This is a genomic window from Streptomyces sp. 12E (assembly GCF_055633275.1).
The window spans coordinates 554,743-575,705 of sequence record NZ_JBVNCJ010000001.1 but is presented as its reverse complement, the minus strand read 5'-3'; the positions used below and the strand labels follow the sequence as shown (position 1 = coordinate 575,705).

At 73.7% G+C, this 20,963-nt stretch carries 19 protein-coding genes; 7 read left to right on the top strand and 12 right to left on the bottom strand.

Features of this window, described 5'->3' with window-relative positions; translation table 11 throughout:
- Positions 1-180: 180 nt before the first annotated feature.
- The 4 genes from ACZ8ZB_RS02590 to ACZ8ZB_RS02575 all read left to right on the top strand — a co-directional run bounded on the left by ACZ8ZB_RS02590 (position 181) and on the right by ACZ8ZB_RS02575 (position 5,346).
- On the top strand, positions 181-2,424 hold the full coding sequence (locus tag ACZ8ZB_RS02590; RefSeq protein WP_470736090.1) for a glycoside hydrolase family 9 protein: 2,244 nt from the start codon (positions 181-183) through the stop codon (positions 2,422-2,424).
- Positions 2,425-2,540: 116 nt separating this feature from the next.
- Entirely contained in the window at positions 2,541-2,786 is a 246-nt protein-coding gene (locus tag ACZ8ZB_RS02585) for a hypothetical protein (RefSeq protein ID WP_030863804.1), read from the top strand.
- A gap of 3 nt (positions 2,787-2,789) precedes the next feature.
- The gene (locus tag ACZ8ZB_RS02580) at positions 2,790-3,167 is read left to right on the top strand and encodes a hypothetical protein (RefSeq protein ID WP_030821359.1); all 378 of its coding nucleotides are present in this window, start codon (positions 2,790-2,792) and stop codon (positions 3,165-3,167) included.
- A 541-nt stretch (positions 3,168-3,708) separates the two neighbouring features.
- Positions 3,709-5,346 carry an RICIN domain-containing protein gene (locus ACZ8ZB_RS02575; RefSeq protein ID WP_470736089.1) on the top strand — a complete coding sequence of 546 codons (1,638 nt, stop codon included), beginning with the start codon at positions 3,709-3,711 and terminating at the stop codon, positions 5,344-5,346.
- A 64-nt stretch (positions 5,347-5,410) separates the two neighbouring features.
- Here the strand turns inward: ACZ8ZB_RS02575 and ACZ8ZB_RS02570 are convergent, their stop codons facing one another.
- From ACZ8ZB_RS02570 to ACZ8ZB_RS02560, 3 genes are all read right to left on the bottom strand, one after another.
- Positions 5,411-6,580: a lactate 2-monooxygenase gene (locus tag ACZ8ZB_RS02570; protein WP_470736088.1), complete on the bottom strand. Its 1,170-nt coding sequence runs from the start codon at positions 6,578-6,580 to the stop codon at positions 5,411-5,413.
- A gap of 88 nt (positions 6,581-6,668) precedes the next feature.
- Positions 6,669-7,364, bottom strand: a complete 696-nt coding sequence (locus ACZ8ZB_RS02565; RefSeq protein WP_470736087.1) for an alpha/beta fold hydrolase — start codon at positions 7,362-7,364, stop codon at positions 6,669-6,671.
- 35 nt (positions 7,365-7,399) lie between these two features.
- The gene (locus tag ACZ8ZB_RS02560) at positions 7,400-7,957 is read right to left on the bottom strand and encodes a hypothetical protein (RefSeq protein ID WP_470736086.1); all 558 of its coding nucleotides are present in this window, start codon (positions 7,955-7,957) and stop codon (positions 7,400-7,402) included.
- 324 nt (positions 7,958-8,281) lie between these two features.
- Between ACZ8ZB_RS02560 and ACZ8ZB_RS02555 the strand changes: the two genes are divergently transcribed.
- Entirely contained in the window at positions 8,282-8,716 is a 435-nt protein-coding gene (locus ACZ8ZB_RS02555; protein ID WP_470736085.1) for a protease inhibitor, read from the top strand.
- 150 nt (positions 8,717-8,866) lie between these two features.
- Here ACZ8ZB_RS02555 and ACZ8ZB_RS02550 read toward each other — a convergent pair whose 3' ends face one another.
- Genes ACZ8ZB_RS02550 through ACZ8ZB_RS02540 form a run of 3 tightly spaced genes read right to left on the bottom strand, consistent with a single transcriptional unit; the run spans position 8,867 to position 10,734 of the window.
- Positions 8,867-9,064 (bottom strand): CDGSH iron-sulfur domain-containing protein, encoded by a 198-nt coding sequence (locus tag ACZ8ZB_RS02550; RefSeq protein ID WP_351997790.1) that lies wholly within the window; start codon positions 9,062-9,064, stop codon positions 8,867-8,869.
- The gene (locus ACZ8ZB_RS02545; protein WP_470736084.1) at positions 9,045-9,731 is read right to left on the bottom strand and encodes a HemK2/MTQ2 family protein methyltransferase; all 687 of its coding nucleotides are present in this window, start codon (positions 9,729-9,731) and stop codon (positions 9,045-9,047) included. Before ACZ8ZB_RS02545 ends, ACZ8ZB_RS02550 begins: the two co-directional genes overlap by 20 nt.
- On the bottom strand, positions 9,721-10,734 hold the full coding sequence (locus ACZ8ZB_RS02540) for an iron-containing redox enzyme family protein (protein WP_470736083.1): 1,014 nt from the start codon (positions 10,732-10,734) through the stop codon (positions 9,721-9,723). Before ACZ8ZB_RS02540 ends, ACZ8ZB_RS02545 begins: the two co-directional genes overlap by 11 nt.
- 79 nt (positions 10,735-10,813) lie before the next feature.
- Here ACZ8ZB_RS02540 and ACZ8ZB_RS02535 point away from each other — a divergent pair, with 79 nt between their 5' ends.
- Positions 10,814-11,422 (top strand): flavodoxin family protein, encoded by a 609-nt coding sequence (locus tag ACZ8ZB_RS02535; protein ID WP_470736082.1) that lies wholly within the window; start codon positions 10,814-10,816, stop codon positions 11,420-11,422.
- A 6-nt stretch (positions 11,423-11,428) separates the two neighbouring features.
- Here the strand turns inward: ACZ8ZB_RS02535 and ACZ8ZB_RS02530 are convergent, their stop codons facing one another.
- The 6 genes from ACZ8ZB_RS02530 to ACZ8ZB_RS02505 all read right to left on the bottom strand — a co-directional run bounded on the left by ACZ8ZB_RS02530 (position 11,429) and on the right by ACZ8ZB_RS02505 (position 18,947).
- Positions 11,429-11,605: a hypothetical protein gene (locus tag ACZ8ZB_RS02530; protein ID WP_470736081.1), complete on the bottom strand. Its 177-nt coding sequence runs from the start codon at positions 11,603-11,605 to the stop codon at positions 11,429-11,431.
- 28 nt (positions 11,606-11,633) lie between these two features.
- On the bottom strand, positions 11,634-12,644 hold the full coding sequence (locus tag ACZ8ZB_RS02525) for a Ppx/GppA family phosphatase (protein WP_470736080.1): 1,011 nt from the start codon (positions 12,642-12,644) through the stop codon (positions 11,634-11,636).
- 123 nt (positions 12,645-12,767) lie between these two features.
- Positions 12,768-15,593 (bottom strand): NHLP bacteriocin export ABC transporter permease/ATPase subunit, encoded by a 2,826-nt coding sequence (locus ACZ8ZB_RS02520; RefSeq protein WP_470736079.1) that lies wholly within the window; start codon positions 15,591-15,593, stop codon positions 12,768-12,770.
- A 1-nt stretch (position 15,594) separates the two neighbouring features.
- The gene (locus ACZ8ZB_RS02515) at positions 15,595-17,817 is read right to left on the bottom strand and encodes an NHLP family bacteriocin export ABC transporter peptidase/permease/ATPase subunit (RefSeq protein ID WP_470736078.1); all 2,223 of its coding nucleotides are present in this window, start codon (positions 17,815-17,817) and stop codon (positions 15,595-15,597) included.
- Positions 17,814-18,620, bottom strand: coding sequence for a hypothetical protein (locus ACZ8ZB_RS02510; RefSeq protein WP_470736077.1), 807 nt, complete (start codon positions 18,618-18,620; stop codon positions 17,814-17,816). The genes ACZ8ZB_RS02515 and ACZ8ZB_RS02510 overlap by 4 nt, the downstream gene beginning before the upstream one ends.
- 111 nt (positions 18,621-18,731) lie before the next feature.
- Complete coding sequence (locus tag ACZ8ZB_RS02505; protein WP_085572576.1) at positions 18,732-18,947, bottom strand: type A2 lantipeptide; 216 nt, start codon at positions 18,945-18,947, stop codon at positions 18,732-18,734.
- A gap of 1,140 nt (positions 18,948-20,087) precedes the next feature.
- On the opposite strand from ACZ8ZB_RS02505, the gene ACZ8ZB_RS02500 reads away from it, so the two are divergent.
- A complete protein-coding gene (locus ACZ8ZB_RS02500) occupies positions 20,088-20,825 on the top strand; it encodes a dienelactone hydrolase family protein (protein WP_470736076.1) in 738 nt (245 codons plus the stop codon).
- Positions 20,826-20,963: the final 138 nt, after the last annotated feature.

Here is a 20,963-nt window from a genome sequence, read left to right as displayed (position 1 = left end):
CAGCCTAGTGGGTCACGGCCCGACGCGGACTGCGAACCTCCGCTCCGGGTGACCCTCACCAGTCCGGTCCCAACCGTTGACGGAGTGTCACACCTGCCACAACCATGGTCCGCGTACGGAAATGGGAGCGCTCCCAAATGTGCTTTCCCGCCCCCGCACCTCCCCACGAGGAGCTCAGACGTGAACAGACGCAGAACCGCCCTGCTGTCCCTGACCGGACTGCTGGCGACCGCGCTCACCGCGCTGCCCGCCGCCCCGGCCGGGGCCGACGAGGTGGAGCAGGTCCGCAACGGCGCCTTCGACAACGGCACCGACTCCTGGTGGGCCTCCGCCGACGTCGCCGCGAGCCCGTCCGAGGGCCGCCTGTGCGCCGACGTCCCCGGCGGCACCGCCAACCGCTGGGACGCGGCCGTCGGCCAGAACGACATCACCCTGGTGAAGGGGGAGTCGTACCGCTTCTCCTTCAGCGCCACCGGCTCGCCCGCCGGCCATGTGGTGCGGGCGATCGTCGGCCTGCAGGCGTCGCCGTACGACACCTACTACGAGGTGTCCCCGCAACTCAGCGTCTCGGGGGACACCTACTCGTACACCTTCACCTCACCCGTCGACACCGCGCAGGGCCAGGTCGGCTTCCAGCTCGGCGGCAGCGCGGACCCCTGGCGGTTCTGCGTGGACGACGTGTCCCTGCTGGGCGGGGTCGCCCCCGAGCCGTACGAGCCCGACACCGGCCCCCGCGTCCGGGTCAACCAGGTCGCCTACCTGCCCTCCGGGCCGAAGAACGCGACCCTGGTCACCGACGCCGGCGAGCGGCTGCCCTGGCGGCTGAAGGACGGCGCCGGCCGGGTGGTCCGCACGGGCTGGACGGTGCCGCGCGGCACCGACGCCTCCTCCGGGCAGAACGTCCACTCCCTCGACTTCGGCTCCTACCGGGGGCGCGGCACCGGCTACACCCTGACCGTGGACGGCGAGACCAGCCGGCCCTTCGACATCGACGCGAGCGCCTACGAGCGGCTGCGGCTGGACGCGGCGAAGTACTACTACACCCAGCGCAGCGGCACGGAGATCCGCGACGACCTGCGCCCCGGCTACGGCCGCCCGGCCGGGCACGTGGGCACGGCCCCCAACCAGGGCGACAGCCAGGTGCCCTGCCAGCCCGGAGTCTGCGACTACACCCTCGACGTCACCGGCGGCTGGTACGACGCCGGCGACCACGGCAAGTACGTCGTCAACGGCGGCATCAGCACCTGGGAGGTGCTCAGCACCTACGAACGCGCCAAGCACGCCCGCACCGGCGAGGCGGACAAGCTCGGCGACGGCACGCTGAACATCCCGGAGAGCGGCAACAAGGTCCCGGACATCCTCGACGAGGCCCGCTGGGAACTGGAGTTCCTGCTGAAGATGCAGGTCCCCGAGGGTGAGCCGCTGGCCGGCATGGCCCACCACAAGATCCACGACGAGCAGTGGACCGGGCTGCCGCTGCTGCCGAGCGACGACCCGCAGAAGCGGGAACTGCACCCGCCGACCACCGCCGCCACCCTGAACCTCGCGGCCACGGCCGCCCAGGCGGCACGGCTCTACCGCTCCTACGACAAGGAGTTCGCGGCCACCACCCTCGCGGCGGCCCGCAAGGCCTGGACGGCGGCCCTCGCCCACCCGGACCTGCTCGCCGACCCGGACGACGGCGTCGGCGGCGGCGCCTACCCCGACGACACCGTGGCCGACGAGTTCTACTGGGCGGCCGCGGAGCTGTACCTCACCACGGGGGAGAGGCAGTTCAGGGAGTACGTGCTGAACTCCCCGGTGCACACCGCCGACATCTTCGGGCCGACCGGCTTCGACTGGTCGCGCACCGCCGCGGCCGGCCGGCTCGACCTCGCGACCGTGCCCAGCCGACTGCCCGGCAAGGACAAGGTCCGCCACTCCGTGATCAAGGGCGCCGACCGCTATCTGGCCACGCTGAAGGCCCACCCGTACGGCATGCCGTACGCGCCGGCCGACAACGTCTACGACTGGGGCTCCAGCCACCAGGTGCTCAACAACGCGGTCGTCCTCGCCACCGCCTACGACCTCACCGGCGCCTCGAAGTACCGGGACGGCGCGCTGCAGAGCATGGACTACATCCTGGGCCGCAACGCCCTCAACATGTCGTACGTCACCGGTTACGGCGAGGTCAACGCGCACAACCAGCACAGCCGCTGGTACGCCCGGCAGCTCGACCCGAACCTGCCGAACCCGCCCGCCGGCACGCTCTCCGGGGGACCCAACTCCAGTATCCAGGACCCCATCGCCCAGTCGAAACTCCAGGGCTGCGTCGGCCAGTTCTGCTTCATCGACGACATCCAGTCCTGGTCCACCAACGAACACACCATCAACTGGAACGCGGCCCTGACCCGCATGGCCTCCTTCGTGGCCGATCAGGGCTGACACCCGCTACCGGCAGGGGCGGCGGCCGCTCGGCCGCCGCCCCTGCCGGTACCCCTTTCTGTATGGTCTGACCTGCGCTTATTTACGATTCAGTACCCGAGCGGTACCGTGAAGGCATGCCAGCTCTCAACGTGGAGTTCAGCGACCGCGAGCTCGAGGACCTGCGGCAGATCGCCAAGGAACGCGGTACGTCCATGAAGGCGCTCGTGCGGGAGGCGGCCGCGGCGGACATAGCCCGCCACCGCGCCCTGCAGGAGGGCGCGGAAGCCTTCCGCCGGTTCTTCGCCTCCCACGCCGACGAGTTCGCCGCCGCCTTCCCGGACGACGAACCCTCCGCCAGGGGCGCGGGACGGGCCGCCTGACCGATGGCTTCCGTGCTCCACATCGACGTGCCCTGGCTGCTCCAGCGGCACGAGGAGGTCCTCCCGGACCAGCCCACCGTCAACGACTTCTCCGCCCTCGTCGCGGCCGTCGCCCGCCACCGGGTGGACCCGCCCCGGCTGGGCGTCGACTCCGATCCGGCCTGGCGGGCGGCGGCCCTGCTGCACACCCTCGCCGTGCTCCGGCCGCTGCCCTCGGCCAACGCCCGTTTCGCCTGTGCCACGGCGGTCGCCTACATGTTCGTCAGCGGGGTCGGCATCGACCCGCCCTACGGCGCCCTGGTCGATCTGGCGCGCGACCTGATCTCCGGCGAGGCGGACGTCTACGGCGCGGCCGACCGGCTGCGCTCCTGGCAGATCTGAACCGCGCCGGACGGGCCGCGCGGGACGCAGGGAGCTTCTCGGGGCCGTCGGCCGGGGCGGAGGACCGGGGTCGCCGTCTTCGCGCGCAGGAGAGCCGCCGGCTCCGCGCGTGTCCTTCCGGGAGTCGGCCGTGACCAGGCGACTGCGCTCCGGCGTGCGCCGGGAGCGTGCGCGGGGCGCCGTCATGGGAGCGGAGTTCACCCGGGGCGCGGCGGGGATCCGGGCGCCCTCCGGAGCGCCCGGGCTGTGAACGGCGTGAAAACCCGGGGCGAAAGACACGGGCCGCGTTCCCTCTCTGACTTTCTGTCAACGCGCGGATGTTCCCCGAGCGCCTTGTTGGCCGAGCGCGGGTTGTGCGAGAGTGAGCCACCCGTGCGGGGGGTAAGGCCGGGGTCGCACGCGAGTCGATGAACCGGGTCCGATTCGCCGTCGGTGAATTCGCGCCCCCCGTGCCCCGCCAAAGAGGTACGCACCCGTCGGTCTTCCTTTTCGGCGTCGGAAACCCTCGAATACACATGCGCTGTGGGAAGGAACCATCTCAGTGCACACCCCCCACCCCCCTCGGCCCCCGTATCCCCCGCCCGGCGGGGATCCGGAGGAGTCCGACGAGTTCCTCGCCGCCCGGCTGCGGAACCGTCCGGAGGGCGAGGCCGCCCACTCCGTCGCGCTGCTGACGGCGCGGCACTGGCCGTCGATGCACGACTACGCGGCCGTCTGCCTCGCGTCGTCGGGGCCGCTCGCCGCCATGGTCACCGCGGCCGCCCTGCACCGGGCACTGGACCGGGTCGCCATCGGCGAATCGGCCGTCGCGCTCCGGCCCGTGCTGCTGGTGGCCGTGCGGGACACGGTCCGCGAGTGGGCCGCGGACGACCGAATAACCGGGGTTGTGCCGGAGCTTCGGAAACCGGCCGGCGGGCGCGGCATGCGCGCGGCGAACACCATGACTCCGGAAAATCGCTCACTCGCCCAACGGGCATTCCGGTCGTTGCCCGCACGCGCGCGCTGTTTGCTCTGGCACGTCGAGGTCGAGGCCGAGCCGATTTCCGTACCGGCCGGTCTGCTCGGCATGGACCCCGCCGTCGCATCGGACGCACTCGAACAAGCACGTGAAAAATTCCGTCAAGGTTGTGTCCACGCCCATCAGGAACTGGCACCGACGAAGGACTGCCGCTTCTACAACCGCCTCCTCGACGTCCCCATCCGGCGGGGCGGGGCCCTGCTGCCGGACGTCCGGCAGCATCTGGCGGAGTGCCGCCACTGCCGGAACGCGGCCGAGCAACTGAGCCACTTCGAGGGCGGGCTGGGCACGCTGCTCGCCGAGGCGGTGCTCGGGTGGGGGGCCCGGCGCTACCTCGACTCGCGCCCGGGGCGCGCGACGGCCGGCCCCCGCGGCGGACGCGCCGCCCGCCGACGGCGCGGGGGCGGGCGGCCCGGCAGCGGCCGGTACCGCGTGCTGTCCCGCATCCCCGTCCCCGGACGGCTGACGGGCCTCGCGCTCCCGGACCCGGTGCGCTCCACCAGGACCCTGCTCACCGGCCTCGGGGCGGTGTCCGCCGGGGTGCTGGTGAGCGTGCTCATCGCCGGGTCCTCCACCCCGGACGGAGGCGCCGCCGACCCGACGGGCTCCACCGGAGCGGTGGGCGACCGTGCGGCCGTGCCCTCCGCGTCCCCGCCCGGCGCCGCCGGCCTGCCCACCGCACCGGAACGGACGCGGCTGCGCAACGTCGCCTCCGGCCTGTGCCTCGACACCCGGGGCGAGCCCCGGGACGGCTCCGGGACCCGGCTGGCGGACTGCTCCTCGGTGTGGACCCAGCAGTGGACGTACGAGGACGACGGGCTGCTGCGCAGCGTGGCCGACCCCGGCCTGTGCCTGGACTCGCACAAGGACGCCGGTGTCGTCGTCCTCGGCACCTGCGGCGGCCCCGGCGGCCGGCGGGGCGCCGACGTGCGGTACGACCTCACCGCGCAGGGCGAGCTGGTGCCCCGCTGGGACGTCCAACTGGCCCTTGCTCCGGCGACCCCTGACGCGAACGCCGACATCGTCGTCAAGGTGCGCGACCGGAGCGTGGACCAGCGCTGGAGTCCCGAACCGGTACGGACGGACACGGGCTCCCTGTCCGTCAGCGGCGCGGACACCCCGGCGGCCCGGCGCGCGGAACCGGCCGAGCCGGGGATGTGACCCCCGGGGCGGGGACCCGGCCCGGAGGGCCGCCCCGCCCCGGCTCCGCACGTGTCGTGGCGGGTCAGCCCGTCGTCTCCGTGAGGGACTCGGGACCGATCGTGGACGGGGTGGCGTGGCCCGACAGGGCCATGGTGAGGTCGAGTTCGGCGAGCAGGCAGCGGATCACGTGCTCGACCCCCGCCTGTCCGTCGAGGCCGAGCCCGTAGGCGTACGGACGGCCCAGCAGGACCGCCCGTGCGCCGAGGGCGAGGGCCTTGAAGACGTCGTCGCCGGTGCGCACCCCGCTGTCGAACAGCACGGTGAGCCGGTCGCCGACGGCCTCCACCACGCCGGGCAGCGCGTCCGCCGCGGCGATCGCCCCGGCCACCTGGCGCCCGCCGTGGTTGGACACCACCACGCCGTCCATCCCGGCGTCGGCGGCGAGCCGCGCGTCGTCGGGGTGGAGCACGCCCTTGAGGACGATCGGGCCGTCCCAGTTCTCCCGCAGGAACGCCAGGTCCGGCCAGGACTTGGCGGGATCGGCGAACATGCCGACGAAGTGCATCACCGCCGCGTCGGGATCCTCGTGCACCGGCTTGGCCAGCCCCGCCCGGAACGCCGGGTCCGAGAAGTAGTTGGCGGTGCCCACACCGTGCAGGAACGGCAGGTACGCCTGGTCCAGGTCGCGCGGGCGCCACGACAGCAGGGGGGTGTCGAGCGTGACGACGAGCGCCGTGAACCCGGCGGCCCTCGCCCGGCCCAGGAAGCTCCGGGCCACCTCCACGTCCTTCGGCCAGTACAACTGGAACCAGCGGTCCGCCTCGCCCATCGCCTCCGCGACCTGCTCCATCGGCGTACTGGACGCGGACGACAGCACGAACGGCACGCCCTGCGCGGCCGCCGCCCGGGCGGCGGCGGACTCGGCGTCCGGATGCATGATCGACAGCACCCCGACCGGCGCCAGCGCGAGCGGCGCCGGCAGCGTGCGGCCCAGCACCTCGACCGACAGGTCACGCTCGTGCACGTCCCGCAGCATGCGCGGCACGATCCGGCGGCGTTCGAGCGCGGCCCGGTTGGCGCGGGCGGTGCTGCCGTCGCCCGCGGAGCCCGCGACGTACCCGACCGGCCCCGGGCCCAGCCGCTGCCCGGTCAGCTCCTCCAGCCGGGTCAGATCGGTCGGCAGCCGGGGCACGGCCCCCGTCATCCCGTTCAGGTAGATCTCGTACTGGAAGTCGGCCCAGTGCTTCGCCATCCGTCCCGCCTCGTCTCCCGGAGCCACGCCGCCTTGGTGCATGCTGGCCGCTGGGTGCGGGGCGCGTCCAGCGCCGGACGGGAGGGGATCAGCGGACCGCGGCCGCCTCCCGCAGGATCCGGGCCAGTTCGCGCGGCCGGGAGAACATCGGCCAGTGCCCGGTGTCCATGGTCACCAGCTCCCACGTCCCGCTCCTCAGCGGCTCCGCCACGGCCGGGAGGGGCTCCTCGCCGTCCAGCAGACACTTCACGTACGTCGCCGGCAGCTCGCCGAGCGGCCGCTCCAGCACGGCCGGTTCGGTGAGCGTGGCGCCCGGGTGCGGGGTCGATCCGGCGATGATGCGGGCTGTCTGTTCGTCGGTCAGGCCCTGGCCCGCGTAGCCGTCGGCCCCCATGGGCGGCCAGAACCCGCCGTTGGCGTCGATCTCCCGCCGGACGTCGTCGCTCGGCCAGCCGAACAGGAACGACTCCCCGTCGACCGGCACGTTCGCGTCGACGAACACCACGCGCCGCAGCCGCTCGCCGATCCGCTCGGCCGCCTGCCCGACCGGCACGCCGGAGTAGCTGTGCCCCACGAGGACGACGTCCCGCAGGTCGAGCCGCTCCACCTCGTCCACGATGTCCCGGACATGGGTCTGCTGTCCCGCCGGCACCCCCTGTTTCTCGGCGAGCCCGGACAGCGTCAGGGGATGCACCTCGTGCCCGCCCGCGCGCAGTTCGTCCGCCACCTCGTCCCACGCCCAGGCTCCGAGCCGGGCACCGGCCACCAGTACGAATCCAGTCATGCCCGCACCGTAATGGACGCCGCCGACAACACCGTTCACCCGTCGACGGCGCCGGGCTCCGCCTCCTCCGCATCGTTGTCCGGCCCCCGGTCCCGCACCCGCTGGACGTGCTCCAGCGACTCGCGCAGCTCGGTGAGCCAGTCGTCGGTGTGCCGCTGGACCAGGCGTACGCACCAGGCCAGGGCCTCGCTGCGGCTGCGGGCCACCCCGCTCGCGATGAGGGTGTCGAGGACCTGCCGCTCCGGCTGGCGCAGCCGGGTCATGACGGGCGCCGCCACATGTGTGAACAACACGCGGTGCCCGTCGCACTCCACACCCCAGGAGACCTTCCGGCCGAAGCGGCGCTCGGCGTCCCGGGCGACCGCGATCCGCTCGTCCCGGGTGCGTTCCCGGAACTCCTGGACGCGGCCCTCGACCGCCGCCTCCCGCTCGGCCGGCGAGGCGCCCTCCGCCGGCCGGGGGCCGGGAACGCGGCCGATGACGGTGATCTCCTCGCGGTCGACCGTGACCTCGGCCAGCTCCTCGAAGAGACCCTCGGGGAGCCGGCCGGTGAACCAGCCCCGCAGTTGTTCCCGCTGCTCCTTCGTCATCATGTAATGACGATTACTCGCCCGGTTCATGAACACAAGGCGTCATCGAACGGTCCGCCGAGAGCGGAACCGGAATGTTTCAGGCCTATTGCCGAGCGACCGCATTCCGGCCATCTGGCCACTTCGCGCACTCGGTTTCCGTGCGGTTACAGGGCCGTGCCCCGTGCGTTCCGTGACTTCACGCCACTGATTCAATACGCAAGGTTACCGAAATCCGCATGCCCGATGTGAAGTTCCGGCGCGGACTCGGCAGACTCCGGCACGCCGGTTCGGCACCGACCGAGCACGGGCCGGCGACTCGTCGACACGAGCGGAAGGATGCACACAATGCGGAACACCGCGCGCTGGGCCACCACCCTCGGCCTCACGGCCGCCGCCGTCTGCGCACCCCTGACCGGGGCGGCGCTGGCCGCCCCGGAGACCGCCCCGTCCGCGCTCTACGCCCCCTCGGCCCTGGTGCTCACCGTGGGCCACGGCGACAGCGCGGCGACCGTCACGCCGGAGCGCGCGGTCACTTTGACCTGCGCCCCGGTTCCCTCGGGCACCCACCCGGCCCCGGGGGCGGCCTGTGCGGAGATGAACCGCCTCGGCGGCGACCTCGACGCCCTGACGATGCGGGAGGGCGTCTTCTGCACCAAGCAGTACGACCCGGTGCTCGTCACCGTCGACGGGGTGTGGCAGGGACAGCGCGTCTCCTACCAGCGGACCTTTTCCAACACGTGCGTGATGAACGCTCACGGCTCGAGCGTCTTCGCGTTCTGAGACCGGGATCGCACGGTTTCCCGTGACCGCGTGGTGGCCGGTGGACTGGGGAGTCCGGACCTCCCGCGGAGCGTGCGATCCCGCGCAAGGAGGCCGGCGGGCGGAGTGGGGCCGCCCGCCGGTCTCCGGGCCCTCACGGAGCCCGACGGCTCAGGCCCGGTCCCGGTGGCTGGTGTCGCACCACGGATACCGTCGGCTGCGGCGGCAGGTGCACAGGGCCACCCGGAAGCGGTCGGAGGCGACGACCGTGCCGTCCTCCAGCTCGACCTCCACCGGCCCCTCCACCAGCAGGGGGCCCTTGCGCCGGACGGTGACGCGGCGCGGGGCGTCAGACGGGGAGTTCGGCACGGATCACCACCAGCTCTTCCTTGTCGTCGCCCGCGGACAGCAGCCCCCGCTCCCGCAGCCAGCGCTCCCTGCCCCGTACCACCGGGCCGAAGGAGATGCGCCGGCGCCGGATCACCGCGGCTTTCGTCCCGGCCGCCCGCAGCCCGCCGACCGTCAGCTCGGGGTCGCTGAGCGCCGACTGCACCAGCAGCAGGACGCCGCCCGGCCGCAGCAGCGCGGGCGCCTCCCGGCAGATGCGGTCCAGGACGAGGCGTCCGTCGCCGCCCGCGTCCCAGGCCCGGGCCGCGCCCCGCGGCGGCGAGCCGCCGCCGGGCGCCGGAACGTACGGCGGATTGGCGAGGATCAGGTCGAACGACTCGCCCCGCACCGGCGCGAACAGGTTGCCGCGCCGGACCCGGACCGGCACGCCGGCCCGCAGCGCGTTCAGCCGCGCCGCGCACACCGCCCGCCGCGAGACGTCGACCGCGGTCACCCGGCAGCCGCGCCGGGCGGCCTCGACCGCCAGCGCGCCGGATCCCGTTCCCACGTCGAGAACGTCCGCGTCCGAAGGGACGGGTTCGTCGGACAGGGCACCGGCCAGCAGCTCGGTGTCCTCTTGAGGGGCGTACACGCCCGGTGGCGCCAGTGGAGTCACGGATCGCCGGGTACCCCCGCCGTCAAGAAGCATGGGTGAACTCCTGAGGCAGGGGAGTGCGCAGCGACGACCGGCCGGCGCTCCAGTCCGCGAGCAGCCTCTCGCCCAGGCGGTCCTCGGCGAACACGGTGGCGTCCACGCCGAAGGCGATGTCCGCCGCGAGGTGCGGCTCCACCTCCAGCAGACCGGCGATGACCTCGTGGCGCACCACCTGCTCGTGCACCGCGTCCGCCTCCACGTGCTCGTCGTAGAAGTGCTCGGCGGCGGGCCCCGCGCCCGTGCGGCGCATCGCCTCGGCGAGCCGCCGCGAGCCGGGCGACGAGGTGATCTCGACCGCCGCGAAGTGGCCCACCAGGGCGCCCCTGAGCGAGCGGTGGAGTCCGAAGAGGGACATCAGGTTCACCGTCACGAGCAGTTCGGCGCGGGCCGCGTCCAGATAGCGGCCGTACGTCGTGTCCAGGCCCAGGTCCGTCATCAGGTCCGCGAAGAGGCGGGCGTGCACCCGGTCGGCGCGACCGCCGCCGTACTCGTCGAACTCGACCGCCGCCATCGCCGCCTTGGCCCGGCCCCACAGCCGGGGCAGCACCCACGCGTGCGGGTCGGCCTCCTTCAGGTGGTACAGGGACCGCTGGGCGGCGTACTCGCGGATGTGCCACAGCTCGCCCTTGTCGCGCAGGAAGTGGCTGACGCCCGTGCCGTCCACCGGTTCCACCAGGATTTCGGCGAGCGCCTCGTCGACGTCGTCGTGCCGCCGGGCGTCCGCGCGGAGCGCGGTGAGGAAGCGGTCCTCCAGGGCGGCGCGGACGCGCAGCAGCTCCGGGTCCCACTCACGCTCCGCCGCCACGCCCGCGAACCCGCGGTAGTGCAGCTCATAGCACAGGTACAGGGCGAGCTGGAAGTCGTCGCCGTACACGGGGGCGGCGGTGATCTCCTCGTCGGGAGGCAGCGGGCCGGTGGCCCGCAGATGGTCCTCGACGGCGCTGCTCAGGGGGCCGCGCGGTGCGGGCAGCCGGGGTTCTTCACAGGTGTGCTCCATGAGCCCCGGGTACCCGGACGGCCCACGGACACCCCCGTTCGCGTGGCGACCGCCCGCCCGCGGGGTACCCCATGGCCACATGAAGGCACTTGTGATCAACTGCACCCTCAAGAAGTCACCGGAGACCTCCAACACCGAGGCGCTGTACGGGACCGTCGTCGAGCAGCTGCGGAGGGACGGCGTGGAGGTCGACGTCGTCCGCGCGGTGGACCTGGACATCGCCCCGGGCGTGGTCAGCGAGGCCGTGCACGAGGGCGACGCCTGGCCGGGCGTCCACGAGAGGATCCTCGCGTCCGAGATCCTCGTCATCGCCTCCCCGACCTGGCTCGGGCAGCCGTCGTCGGTGGCCAAACGGGTCCTGGAGCGGATGGACGCGATGCTGTCCGAGACGGACGACGACGGCCGGCCGGTCGCCTACAACCGGGTCGCGGGAGTCGTCGTCACCGGGAACGAGGACGGCGCGCACCATGTGATCAGCGAGATCACCGGCGGTCTGCAGGACATCGGCTACACCATCCCCGGCCAGGCGTGGACCTACTGGAACCAGGGTCCAGGGCCCGGACCGAGCTTCCTGGAGGGCGGAAGCGGCCACGACTGGTCCCGCAGGACCGCCCGCGCCATGGCAGCCAACCTGCTGGGCGTCGCCCGGGCCCTGGCGGCGCGCCCCCTCGGCCCGCCGCCGCAGTAGCGCCCGCTAGTCGCCCCGGGACTCCTCCTGCGCCTCGGTGTTCGGGGTGGTGGCGTCCCCGGCCTCGCCCCGGCGGCGGCGCCGCCCGGCGGGGTCCTCGGTGCGCCGCTCGGCGTCCTCGACCTCGCGCAGCACCTCCTCGAGGGCGGTCTCGGGCGTCTCGCGGTCGTCCCGCTCGGACACGGGTCTCTCCTTTCGTCGTACGTCCGGGTCAGCCGTGCGCGGTGGCGATGCGCAGCGGTACGGGGTCGGCGGCCGCCGCCTCCTTCTCGTTGAGGCGGGTGATCTCCGCCCACCAGGAGGGGCCGTCCTCGATATGGCGCAACAGCACCCCCTCGCGCAGCGCCCAGGGGCAGATCGTCACCGTGTCCAGACCGGTCAGCTTCATCGCCGTGTGCCCCACCACCGCGCCCGCCAGGCTCTGCGCGGACCGCGGGGCGGAGATCCCGGGCAGCCGGGCGCGTTCGGCGGCGGGCAGGGCGGCCAGCCGGTCGATCGCCACCCGCAGGTCGGCGCAGGACAGCTCCCGCTCCACGAAGGGGCCGTGCCGTCCGGGCGCGGCCCCGCACAGCCGCCCCAGCTGCTGGAAGGTGCGGGAGGTGGCCACCGCCGTGCGGGGCCCCTCCCAGCGGATCCGGGCCGCCACGTCCCGCAACTGGTGGCGCACCCGCCGGCGCAGCGCCCGCACCTGCTCCGGGGACGGAGGGTCCGCGTCCGCGAAGTACTCGTGGGTGAGCCGGCCCGCCCCCAGCGGCAGCGAGGCGACGAAGTCGGGCAGCCGGCCGCGTCCGAAGGCGACCTCCAGCGAACCCCCGCCGATGTCCAGCAGCGCCAGCGGCCCGCAGCGCCAGCCCATCCAGCGCCGCGCCCCGAGGAACGTGAGCTCGGCCTCCACCTCGCCGGGCAGCGTGCACAGGTCGACGCCGGTCCGGGCCCGGACCGTGCCCAGCACCTCCTGCCGGTTCGGGGCACCGCGCACCACGGCGGTCGCGAACGCCAGGGGACCCGACGCGCCCCATCGCGCGGCGGTCCTGTCCGCCGCGGCGACGGCGTCCACGAGGCGTTCCACGGCCTCCTCCGGCACCGGCTCCCCGGGCGTGACCTGCTCGGACAGCCTGAGCGGCCACTTCGCCGTGTGCACCGGCAGCGGCGCCCCGCCCGCCGTGTCCGCCACGACGAGTCTGACGGTCTTCGATCCGACATCCATCACGCTGGTCCGCATGACCCGTGGGTACCCAATTACCGCGCGGAGCAACGGACGGGCCCCGCGTACGGCGAAGACGCGCCACGGACGTGACCGGACGGCGACCGTCCGTCGGTGCGCGCGCCGTGGACGCCCGGTACCTCACGCCAGCTGCCGCCGCACCAGTTCGTGCAGCCGCCCGCCGGTGTCGGCCAGGAGCTGCTCCGGCGGGCCCTGCTGGACCACCTTGCCGCCCTCCATCACCACCACCCGGTCCGCGTCGAGGACCGTCGACAACCGGTGCGCGATGACGATCCGGGTCGCCTCCAGGGCCTTGGTGCTCTCGATGACCGTGCGCTGCGTCCCGTTGTCCAGGGCGCTGGTCGCCTCGTCGAAGAAGAGGATCCGCGGCCGCCGGATCAGCGCCTGGGCGATCATCAGCCGCTGCCGCTGGCCGCCGGAGACCGCGCCGCTGCCCGAGACGATGGTGTGCAGCCCCATCGGCATCCGCCGGATGTCCTCGGCCAGCCCCGCCATCTCCGCCGCCGCCATCGCCTCCTGAGGCGTGTACGGCTCGCTCCCGCAGATGACGTCCAGGACGGACCCGGTGAACGGCTGCGCGTGCTGGAGCACCACGCCGCACTGCCGGCGCACCGCCGACCGGTCGAGCGCGGCCAGGTCCTGACCGTCGTACAGCACGCTGCCGGACACCGGCCGGTCGAAGCCGATCAGCAGCCGCAGCAGGGTGGACTTGCCGCAGCCGCTGGGGCCGACGACCGCCACGAACTCGCCCGGCCGCGCCTCGAAGGACACGTCGTCCAGGACCAGCGGACCGTCGTCGGAGTAGCGGAAGGACAGCCGCCGCGCCTCGATCGCCCCGGACAGCGGGCCCGGCCGGGTGCTGGCCGCGCGCACCTCGGGCGTGGCGTCCAGCACCGGCTTGATCTGCTCGAACAGCGGCAGCGCGGCGACCGCCGAGACGAACGCGCCGGTCAGCTGGGTGACCGAGGTCAGCACCATGGTCACCGACGTGTTGAAGGTGAGGAACTCCGCCGCCGTCATCGAGCCGCGCGCGGGACCGGCCAGCAGCATGAACATCGCCAGCGTGACCAGCGGCAGGTAGACCGCGCCCAGCACCGCCGTCAGGTTCTTGATCCGGCCGGCCTTCTGCTGGAGCTCACGGCTGCGGGCGAACCGGGACGCCCACGCGGCGTACGCGTAGTTCTCCGCCGCCGCCACCCGCAGCTTCGGCAGCCCGCGCAAGGTCTGGAAAGCCTGGTTGTTCAGCTTGTTGGTGAGCACCACCAGCCGCCGCTGCCAGCGCACCTGCCACAGCCCGAGCCCCAGGAACACCCCCGCGACGACCACCAGCATCCCGAACGCGGCCAGCGCCATCGGCACGCTGAACCACAGCAGCAGCCCCAGGTTCACCGCGCCCACGGTGACCGACTGGGCCACCGTCGGACCCACCCCGGCCAGCATGCGGCGGATCGCTCCGACGCCCATCGCCGCGCTCGCCAGCTCGCCCGTCGAACGCTCGGTGAAGAACGTGGTCGGCAGCCGCAGCAGCCTGTCCCACACGGCCGGCTGGAGCGTGGCCTCCACCCGGCCCTCCAGGCGCAGCAGGGTGAGGTTCTGCAGCAGCATGAAGGCGGCGGCCACCACACTGCTCAGGATCACCGCGAGACACGTCTGCACGATCAGCCCGGTCCGCGCCTGCGGCACGAACTCGCCGAGCACCTTGCCGGTCGCCAGCGGCACCAGAGCCCCGATCGCCACCGTCACCAGACCGCTCAGCAGCAGACCCGTCAGATCGCCCCGCGTCCCCGACATGCAGAACCGCAGCAGCCGCAACGGGCTCAGCCGCCGCTCGGGCAGCGGACGGCAGAACATCACCGCGCGGGGCTCGAACTGCTCGGCGTTGGCCTTCCCGACCGGCGTCTCCCGGCCGGTCGCGGGATGCACCGCCACATAGCCGCCCCGCCGCCACAGCAGGGCCACCGGCGCCCCCGACAGGGCCCGGTGGCCCACCAGCGGCCCCACGTCCTCCCGCCACCAGCGGCCCTCCAGCCGTACGGCACGGGTCCGCACCCGGGAGGCCAGGGCGACCCGCTCGACCGGATCGGTCCGGTCGCCGCCGGCGCCGGTCCGCGCGGGCGCGGCGAGCGTGATCCCGGCCGCCCGGGCGACCAGCTCGCAGGCCGCGTACGTGGCGTCCGCGTCGGCCGTCGTCGTGCGCCGCCCCGACCGCTCGCCGATGGCCGCGAGCAGCGTCCGGTCGGCCCGGGCGCGGACCGCCTCGCCGGCCGCGATGCCCTCGGCGGTCCGCGTCTCGTGCGTGTGCTCCAGCTGCTCGATCCACCGCTCCAGCGTGGTCATCAGCCGGTACTGCTGGTCGACCATGCTCTGCCACAGCGCCGGGTCCACCAGCAGATCGGCCGCCGCCTCCGCCCCGTACAGCGAGCCGTACCGCACGCTGCCCGGCGGCACCTGCATCCAGAACACGTCGTCGTCGCCGGGCGCGCCGGCCCGCTCCGCGGCCATCGGCGCCTGGAACAGCACCGCCAGACCACGCCCCGCACCGAGTGCGAGGGCGTACTCCAGCGGGCTCGTCGTCGGCGGCACGTACCGCGGGTTGCCGTCACTGTCGTACGACCAGGTCCGGGCCTCCGCCTGCCGGTACAGCTCGCGCAGGGCGATGCGGCGCACCACGCAGTCCCGCAGCGGGCGCGCCACCAGCGTGTGCGCAGGACCGGCCACCGGGCCCAACACCAGCGAGCCCGCCTCCAGCCGGCCCAGATGGTGCCAGTGGCCCTGCTGCCCGGCGTCCACCGCGAACAGGTCCACGGCGCCGGACGCGATCAGCCACAGCGTCTGCGGCCCCTCCAGGTCCAGCCGGCCGAACCCGGAGCAGTCGACCGGCGTGCCCAGCGACCCGAGCGCGCCCAGGACGAGGTCGCCGCCCCGGTCCTCGTGCACGGCTGTCATCTCACCGCTCCCTGACCAGAGCCGCGTACGCGCCGCCGCGCGCCACCAGCTCCTCGTGCCGTCCGCGCTCCACGACCGTGCCGTGGTCCAGGACGACGATCTCGTCGCTGTCGCGCACCGTGCTCAGCCGGTGCGCGATCACCACACAGGCACAGCCGCGCCGGCGCAGGTTGTCCATCACCACCAGCTCGGTCTCCGCGTCCAGCGCGCTGGTCACCTCGTCGAGCACCAGGATGCTCGGCCGGCGCACCAGCGCCCGCGCGATCTCCAGGCGCTGGCGCTGGCCGCCGGAGAAGTTCCGGCCGTCCTGTTCGACCGGGCTGTGGATGCCGCCGGGCCGGCGCGCGATCACGTCGTACAGCGCCGCGTCCCTCAGCGCCTCCACCACCGCCTCGTCCGGGATCGACGGGTCCCACAGCGCCACGTTGTCGCGGACGGTGCCCTCGAAGAGGAACACCTCCTGGTCGACGAAGGAGACGGACGCGGCCAGCGCCCCGCGCGGGATGTCCTCGATGCGCCGCCCGTCGATCCGGATCACGCCCTCCCACGGCGCGTACAGCCCCGAGATCAGCCGGGACACCGTGGACTTGCCGCTGCCGGAGCCGCCCACCAGCGCCACCTGCTGCCCGGGGCCCACGGTCAGGTCGAAGCCGGTCAGCAGCGGCTCGTCCAGCGGGTTGTAGCCGAAGGCGAGGTTCTGCAGCTCGACGTGGCCGCGCAGGCGGCGGGTCGACTCGCCGGCGCCCGGGCGGCCGTGGAGCGGGTCCGCCCGGAAGTCCTCCACGTCCTTCAGCCGGGCCACGTCCGCCGCGAAGTCCTGGATCCGGCCCGCGACGCCGTTGAGCCGGGTCAGCGGGGCGGTGAAGCGGGCGACCAGCGCCTGGAAGGCGACCAGCAGACCGACCGAGATGTGCCCCTCGACCGCCCGCATGCCGCCGATCCACAGGATCAGCGCGCTGTTGAGGGTGGCGAGCGTCGGCGCGACGACGCCGAGCCAGGCGCCCGGCACCCCGAGCCGCTGCTGCTCCTCCAGGGTGACGGCGTGCTGCCCGGCCCACTTGCGGAAGTAGCCGTCCTCCCCGCCGGTGGCCTTCAGCGTCTCGATCAGCTGCAGACCGGTGTACGCCGTGTTGGTGAGCCGTGCGCTGTCCGCCCGCAGCTTCGCCGTACGGGTGGCGCGCAGCCGGACGACGATCCGCATCGCCACGATGTTCAGCAGCGCCACGCCGATGCCCACGAAGGTGAGCTGCGGGTCGTACGTGTACAGCAGCACCGCGTACAGCACGACCACCACCGCGTCCACGCCCGCCGCCGACAGGTCGCGGGCCAGGGTCTCGGCCACCGCGTCGTTGGACTGCAGTCGCTGCACCAGGTCGGCCGGGCTGCGCTGGGCGAAGAAGGTCACCGGCAGCCGCAGCAGATGGCGCAGGAAGCGGGCGCTGGACAGGGTGGAGGAGATCAGCCGACCGCGCAGCAGGTTGGCCTGCTGGAGCCAGGTCAACACCAGTGTGAGCAGCACGCACGCGCCCATCGACGTGAACAGCACGTCCAGCGCCGAGGTCCGGCCGCCGATCAGGAACTCGTCGATGAAGGTGCGGCTGAGCCCCGGCACCGCCGCGCCGACCGCCACCAGCAGCAGGCTCGACAGCACCACCGCGGGCATGGTGCCCGCCGTGCCGCGCAGCCGGGCCGGCATCGCGCCGAGCACGCCCGGCCTGCGGCCGCCCCGGGTGAAGTCCTCGCCGGGCTCCATCACCAGCACGACCCCGGTGAAGCTGCCGTCGAACTCCTCCAGCGGGACGAACCGCCGTCCCTTGCCGGGGTCGTTGACGTACACCCCGCGGCGGCCGAAGCGGCGGCCCATGCCGTCGTAGACGACGTAGTGGTTGAACTCCCAGAACAGGATGGCCGGCGCCGCCACCCCGGCGAGCGCGGCCAGGTCCATCTGCATGCCCTTGGCGGTCAGCCCGTAGCTGCGGGCCGCCTTCAGCAGGTTGCCGGCGCGCGAGCCGTCCCGGGAGACGCCGCAGGCGATCCGCAGCTCCTCCAGCGGGACATGGCGGCCGTAGTGGCCGAGCACCATCGCCAGCGAGGCGGCGCCGCACTCCACGGCCTCCATCTGGAGCACGGTGGGGGTGCGGACGGTCTTCGCCCGGGACTTGGGCACCTTGCGCTTCGGCGGGGCGGCACGGCGTCTGCCGCGGGTCTCCCGGGCGGTGGTCACGGCAGCAGCCAATCGACGGGACGCCGGTCGGCCAGCCGGATCGAACCCGTGGCCAGGGTCATCGAGGTCAGCTCGAACGGCGGCCCCTGCGCGGAGGACCACTCGTACCCGCTCTTGGTGCCCGACGACTTCTCCAGCTCGACCGTGACCGCCACCGGCCTGCCCTCCTCGGTGAACTGCTCGCCCAGTCGGCCGTCCCCGAGGAACGCGGCGATCTGCCGGGGGGACTGCGCCGAACGGCCCACCGACTTCACCTCGCCGCGCAGCACGCCGTACTCCTGGCTCGGCACCGACTGCACCGTCAGGTCGACGGGGGCGTGCGCGGGGATGCCGGCGGCGCTCCCGGCGGGGACGTACACCGTCGCGTACAACGGGGACCCGGCGCGGGTGACCTTCTCCACGGCGGCGACGTCCGCCCCGGTGGCGACGATCTGCCCGACGCCGGCCGCGAGCGCGGTGACACGGCCCGCGTCGAGGGTGCGGACGACCTCGTCGCCCCGCTCGGTGCCGACCTTCAGGACGGGGGCGCCGGCGGGCAGCAGCTCGCCCTCCTTCGCGAGGACGGCGGTGACCTGGCCGGCGACGGGGCTCTGCAGGACGTAACTGCCCTGCCCGTACGTGAGGACGGCGGGCGCGCTGACCGTGGAGGAGACCGAGCCGGTCACCGCCCACACCGAAGCGGCCGCCATCGCGACCACCGTCACCGACAGCACCAGCCGGCCCTGCGGGCGCGCGAAACGCACCGGGAGGTCGAGCTCCTCCGGTGACTGGAGCCTGGCGAGGGCCTGTCGGCGGAACTGCACGGGTCTTTCCCCACCTGCGTGAACTGTGCGACGTGACGCGTTGGACCGTGGAGGCACCGCGAAGTCCCGGAGCCGGGGGCGGCTACGGGACTTCGCGGCACGAGGGCGCGATCAGAGACCTGCGACCAGGTTCGTGACCGGCGCGGTGTTCAGGCCGGTGACACCCTCGACGGTGCCGACGGCCGTGTCGACCAGGCCGGAGACCGGGGCGATGCCGTCCACCGCGCCCGTGAGGGTGTTCACGGCGTTCACGGACAGGCCGCCGGAGACGTTGTCGAGGTCGGCGTCGGAGATCTCGGCGGTCTCGACCTGGGGGGTGGAGTTCATGGTGGAACTTCCCTTCGTATGGATGTTTCACAAGGGGGAGCGGCCGCCTCCGGTGACGGACGGAGGCCGCGACCGCGGGCGCCGGACGCCCGTCCCCGGGAGCCCGAAGCGGCCTTGCGGTGCGATGGATCAAAGCACGCGGCGAGCGCGGGCTTCCACTCGACCAAACCTCTCACCAGGCAACTTGCGCCCCACGGGGGCACAGGCGTGCAGACGCGGGCACGGCTCGGCGGCGACTTCTTCACATGCCCCACGGCATCGCCCCGTCCGGCCGCTTGCGCCCGGGCGACCGGAATCCGGCACACCTGCCCCAAAGGCGTGCCCCGGTCCGCCGGCCCGTGGACGAACCCCGGCTCCGGTGACCGGGTTGGGCATGCGATGTGCAGATTCACCGGAGCCGGGATTCCGTCGCGTGATCGCGACCGAGCGCTCACGAGCGGCTGCCGAGCGTGACCGGGCGGACGGGATTGAACGCCCCTCGCGGCCCGTGCGTACCAACAGCCGTCCAGGCGCCCCGCAGCCGCCGAGCACCGGCGCGACTCCGGTCCCCCCCAGGAGGTCGAGAAGTTTGAGTCACAAGCGAATCCCGAAGCGCAAGGCCGCGATGGCGGTGGGCGGTGCGGTGGCGCTCGGCGCCGCCGCGATCCTGCTCCCCCGGGCGAACGCGTCCCAGGACGGCGCGTCGGACGCCGCGGATGCGGTTCGCCGAGGGCCTGTCGGACCGGCGGGCCGCGGACGCGGTGCGCGGGCGGCTGGACCGGAAGCACTCGCCGGGGCCGGAGCCGGCCGACCCGGGCTTCGACCACTCAGCGCTCACCGGGTTCAGGGACCGGCTGATCGCGGGAGACGCCGGGGCCGAGCTCTTGGACCGTGTCCTCGAGGCCGCCGCGGAGCACGGCTCGGCCGAGGCCGGCGGCCGTGCGCGCACGGACTCCACGAGCGTGTCGTCCGCCGCGCGGCCGGGCACGCCCCATGACACCGGCGCGCGGGGCAGCGTGAAGCGCGACGTCTTCCGGGACGGCCCCAAGGCCCACCGCACCGAGACCTGCCCGTCCCGTGCCCCGGAGGGACACCCGTGCTGCTCTGCCGACGGCAGAACACCGGCCGGACCGGGCTCGACGATCACTACAGTCCGGTCCCATGACGACGATGACGACGCGTACGGTCGAGTACCCGGCCGACGGTCTGACGATGATCGGGCACCTCGCGCTCCCGGCCGGTGCCGACCGCCGGCCCGCGGTGCTGCTCGGACCGGAGGGCATGGGGCTCAGCGACGTCGAGCGCCGCCGGGCCGATGCTCTCGCCGAGCTGGGATACGTGGCGCTGGCCTTCGACCTTCACGGCGGGCGCTATCTGGGTGACCCCGAGGAGATGCTGGCCCGTTGCCTGCCACTGCTCGCCGACCCCGACCGGATGCGGCGCATCGGCCACGCGGCACTCGACGAGTTGCGCACCGAGCCCCGGACCGACCCCGACCGGATCGCCGCCATCGGCTACGGCACCGGGGGCGCCATCGCGCTGGAACTCGGGCGGGGCGGCGTCGACCTGCGCGCGATCGGGACGGTCAACGCGACCACCACGGGCCGACCGGGCGAGGCGGCGCACATCCGCTGCCCGGTGTGGGCCGGGGTCGGATCGGAGGACCCGATCATGCCGCCCGCGCGACGGAACGCGTTCACCGCCGAGATGCGGGCCGCGGGCGTCGACTGGCGCCTCACGGTCTATGGCGGCGCCTTGCACGCCTTCCACCACCCGCCGGTCGACCACCCCACGGTCCCCGGTGTCGGCCACCACCCACAGCACGCGCGGCGAGCCTGGCGCGACGTCGTCGACCTGCTCGCCGAGTGCCTGCCCGTGACGGAGGGCCCGGGGGCATGACCCGGGCGGGCATGGATCCGCAACGAGACATCGACGCCGAAGAGCTCCTCGCCGGAGCCGGACGGGCGCCGCCCGTCTGCCGCGTCGGCTCGAAGCCGACACCGCCGGGCGACGACCGGGGCCGGCGTCGCTTGATAC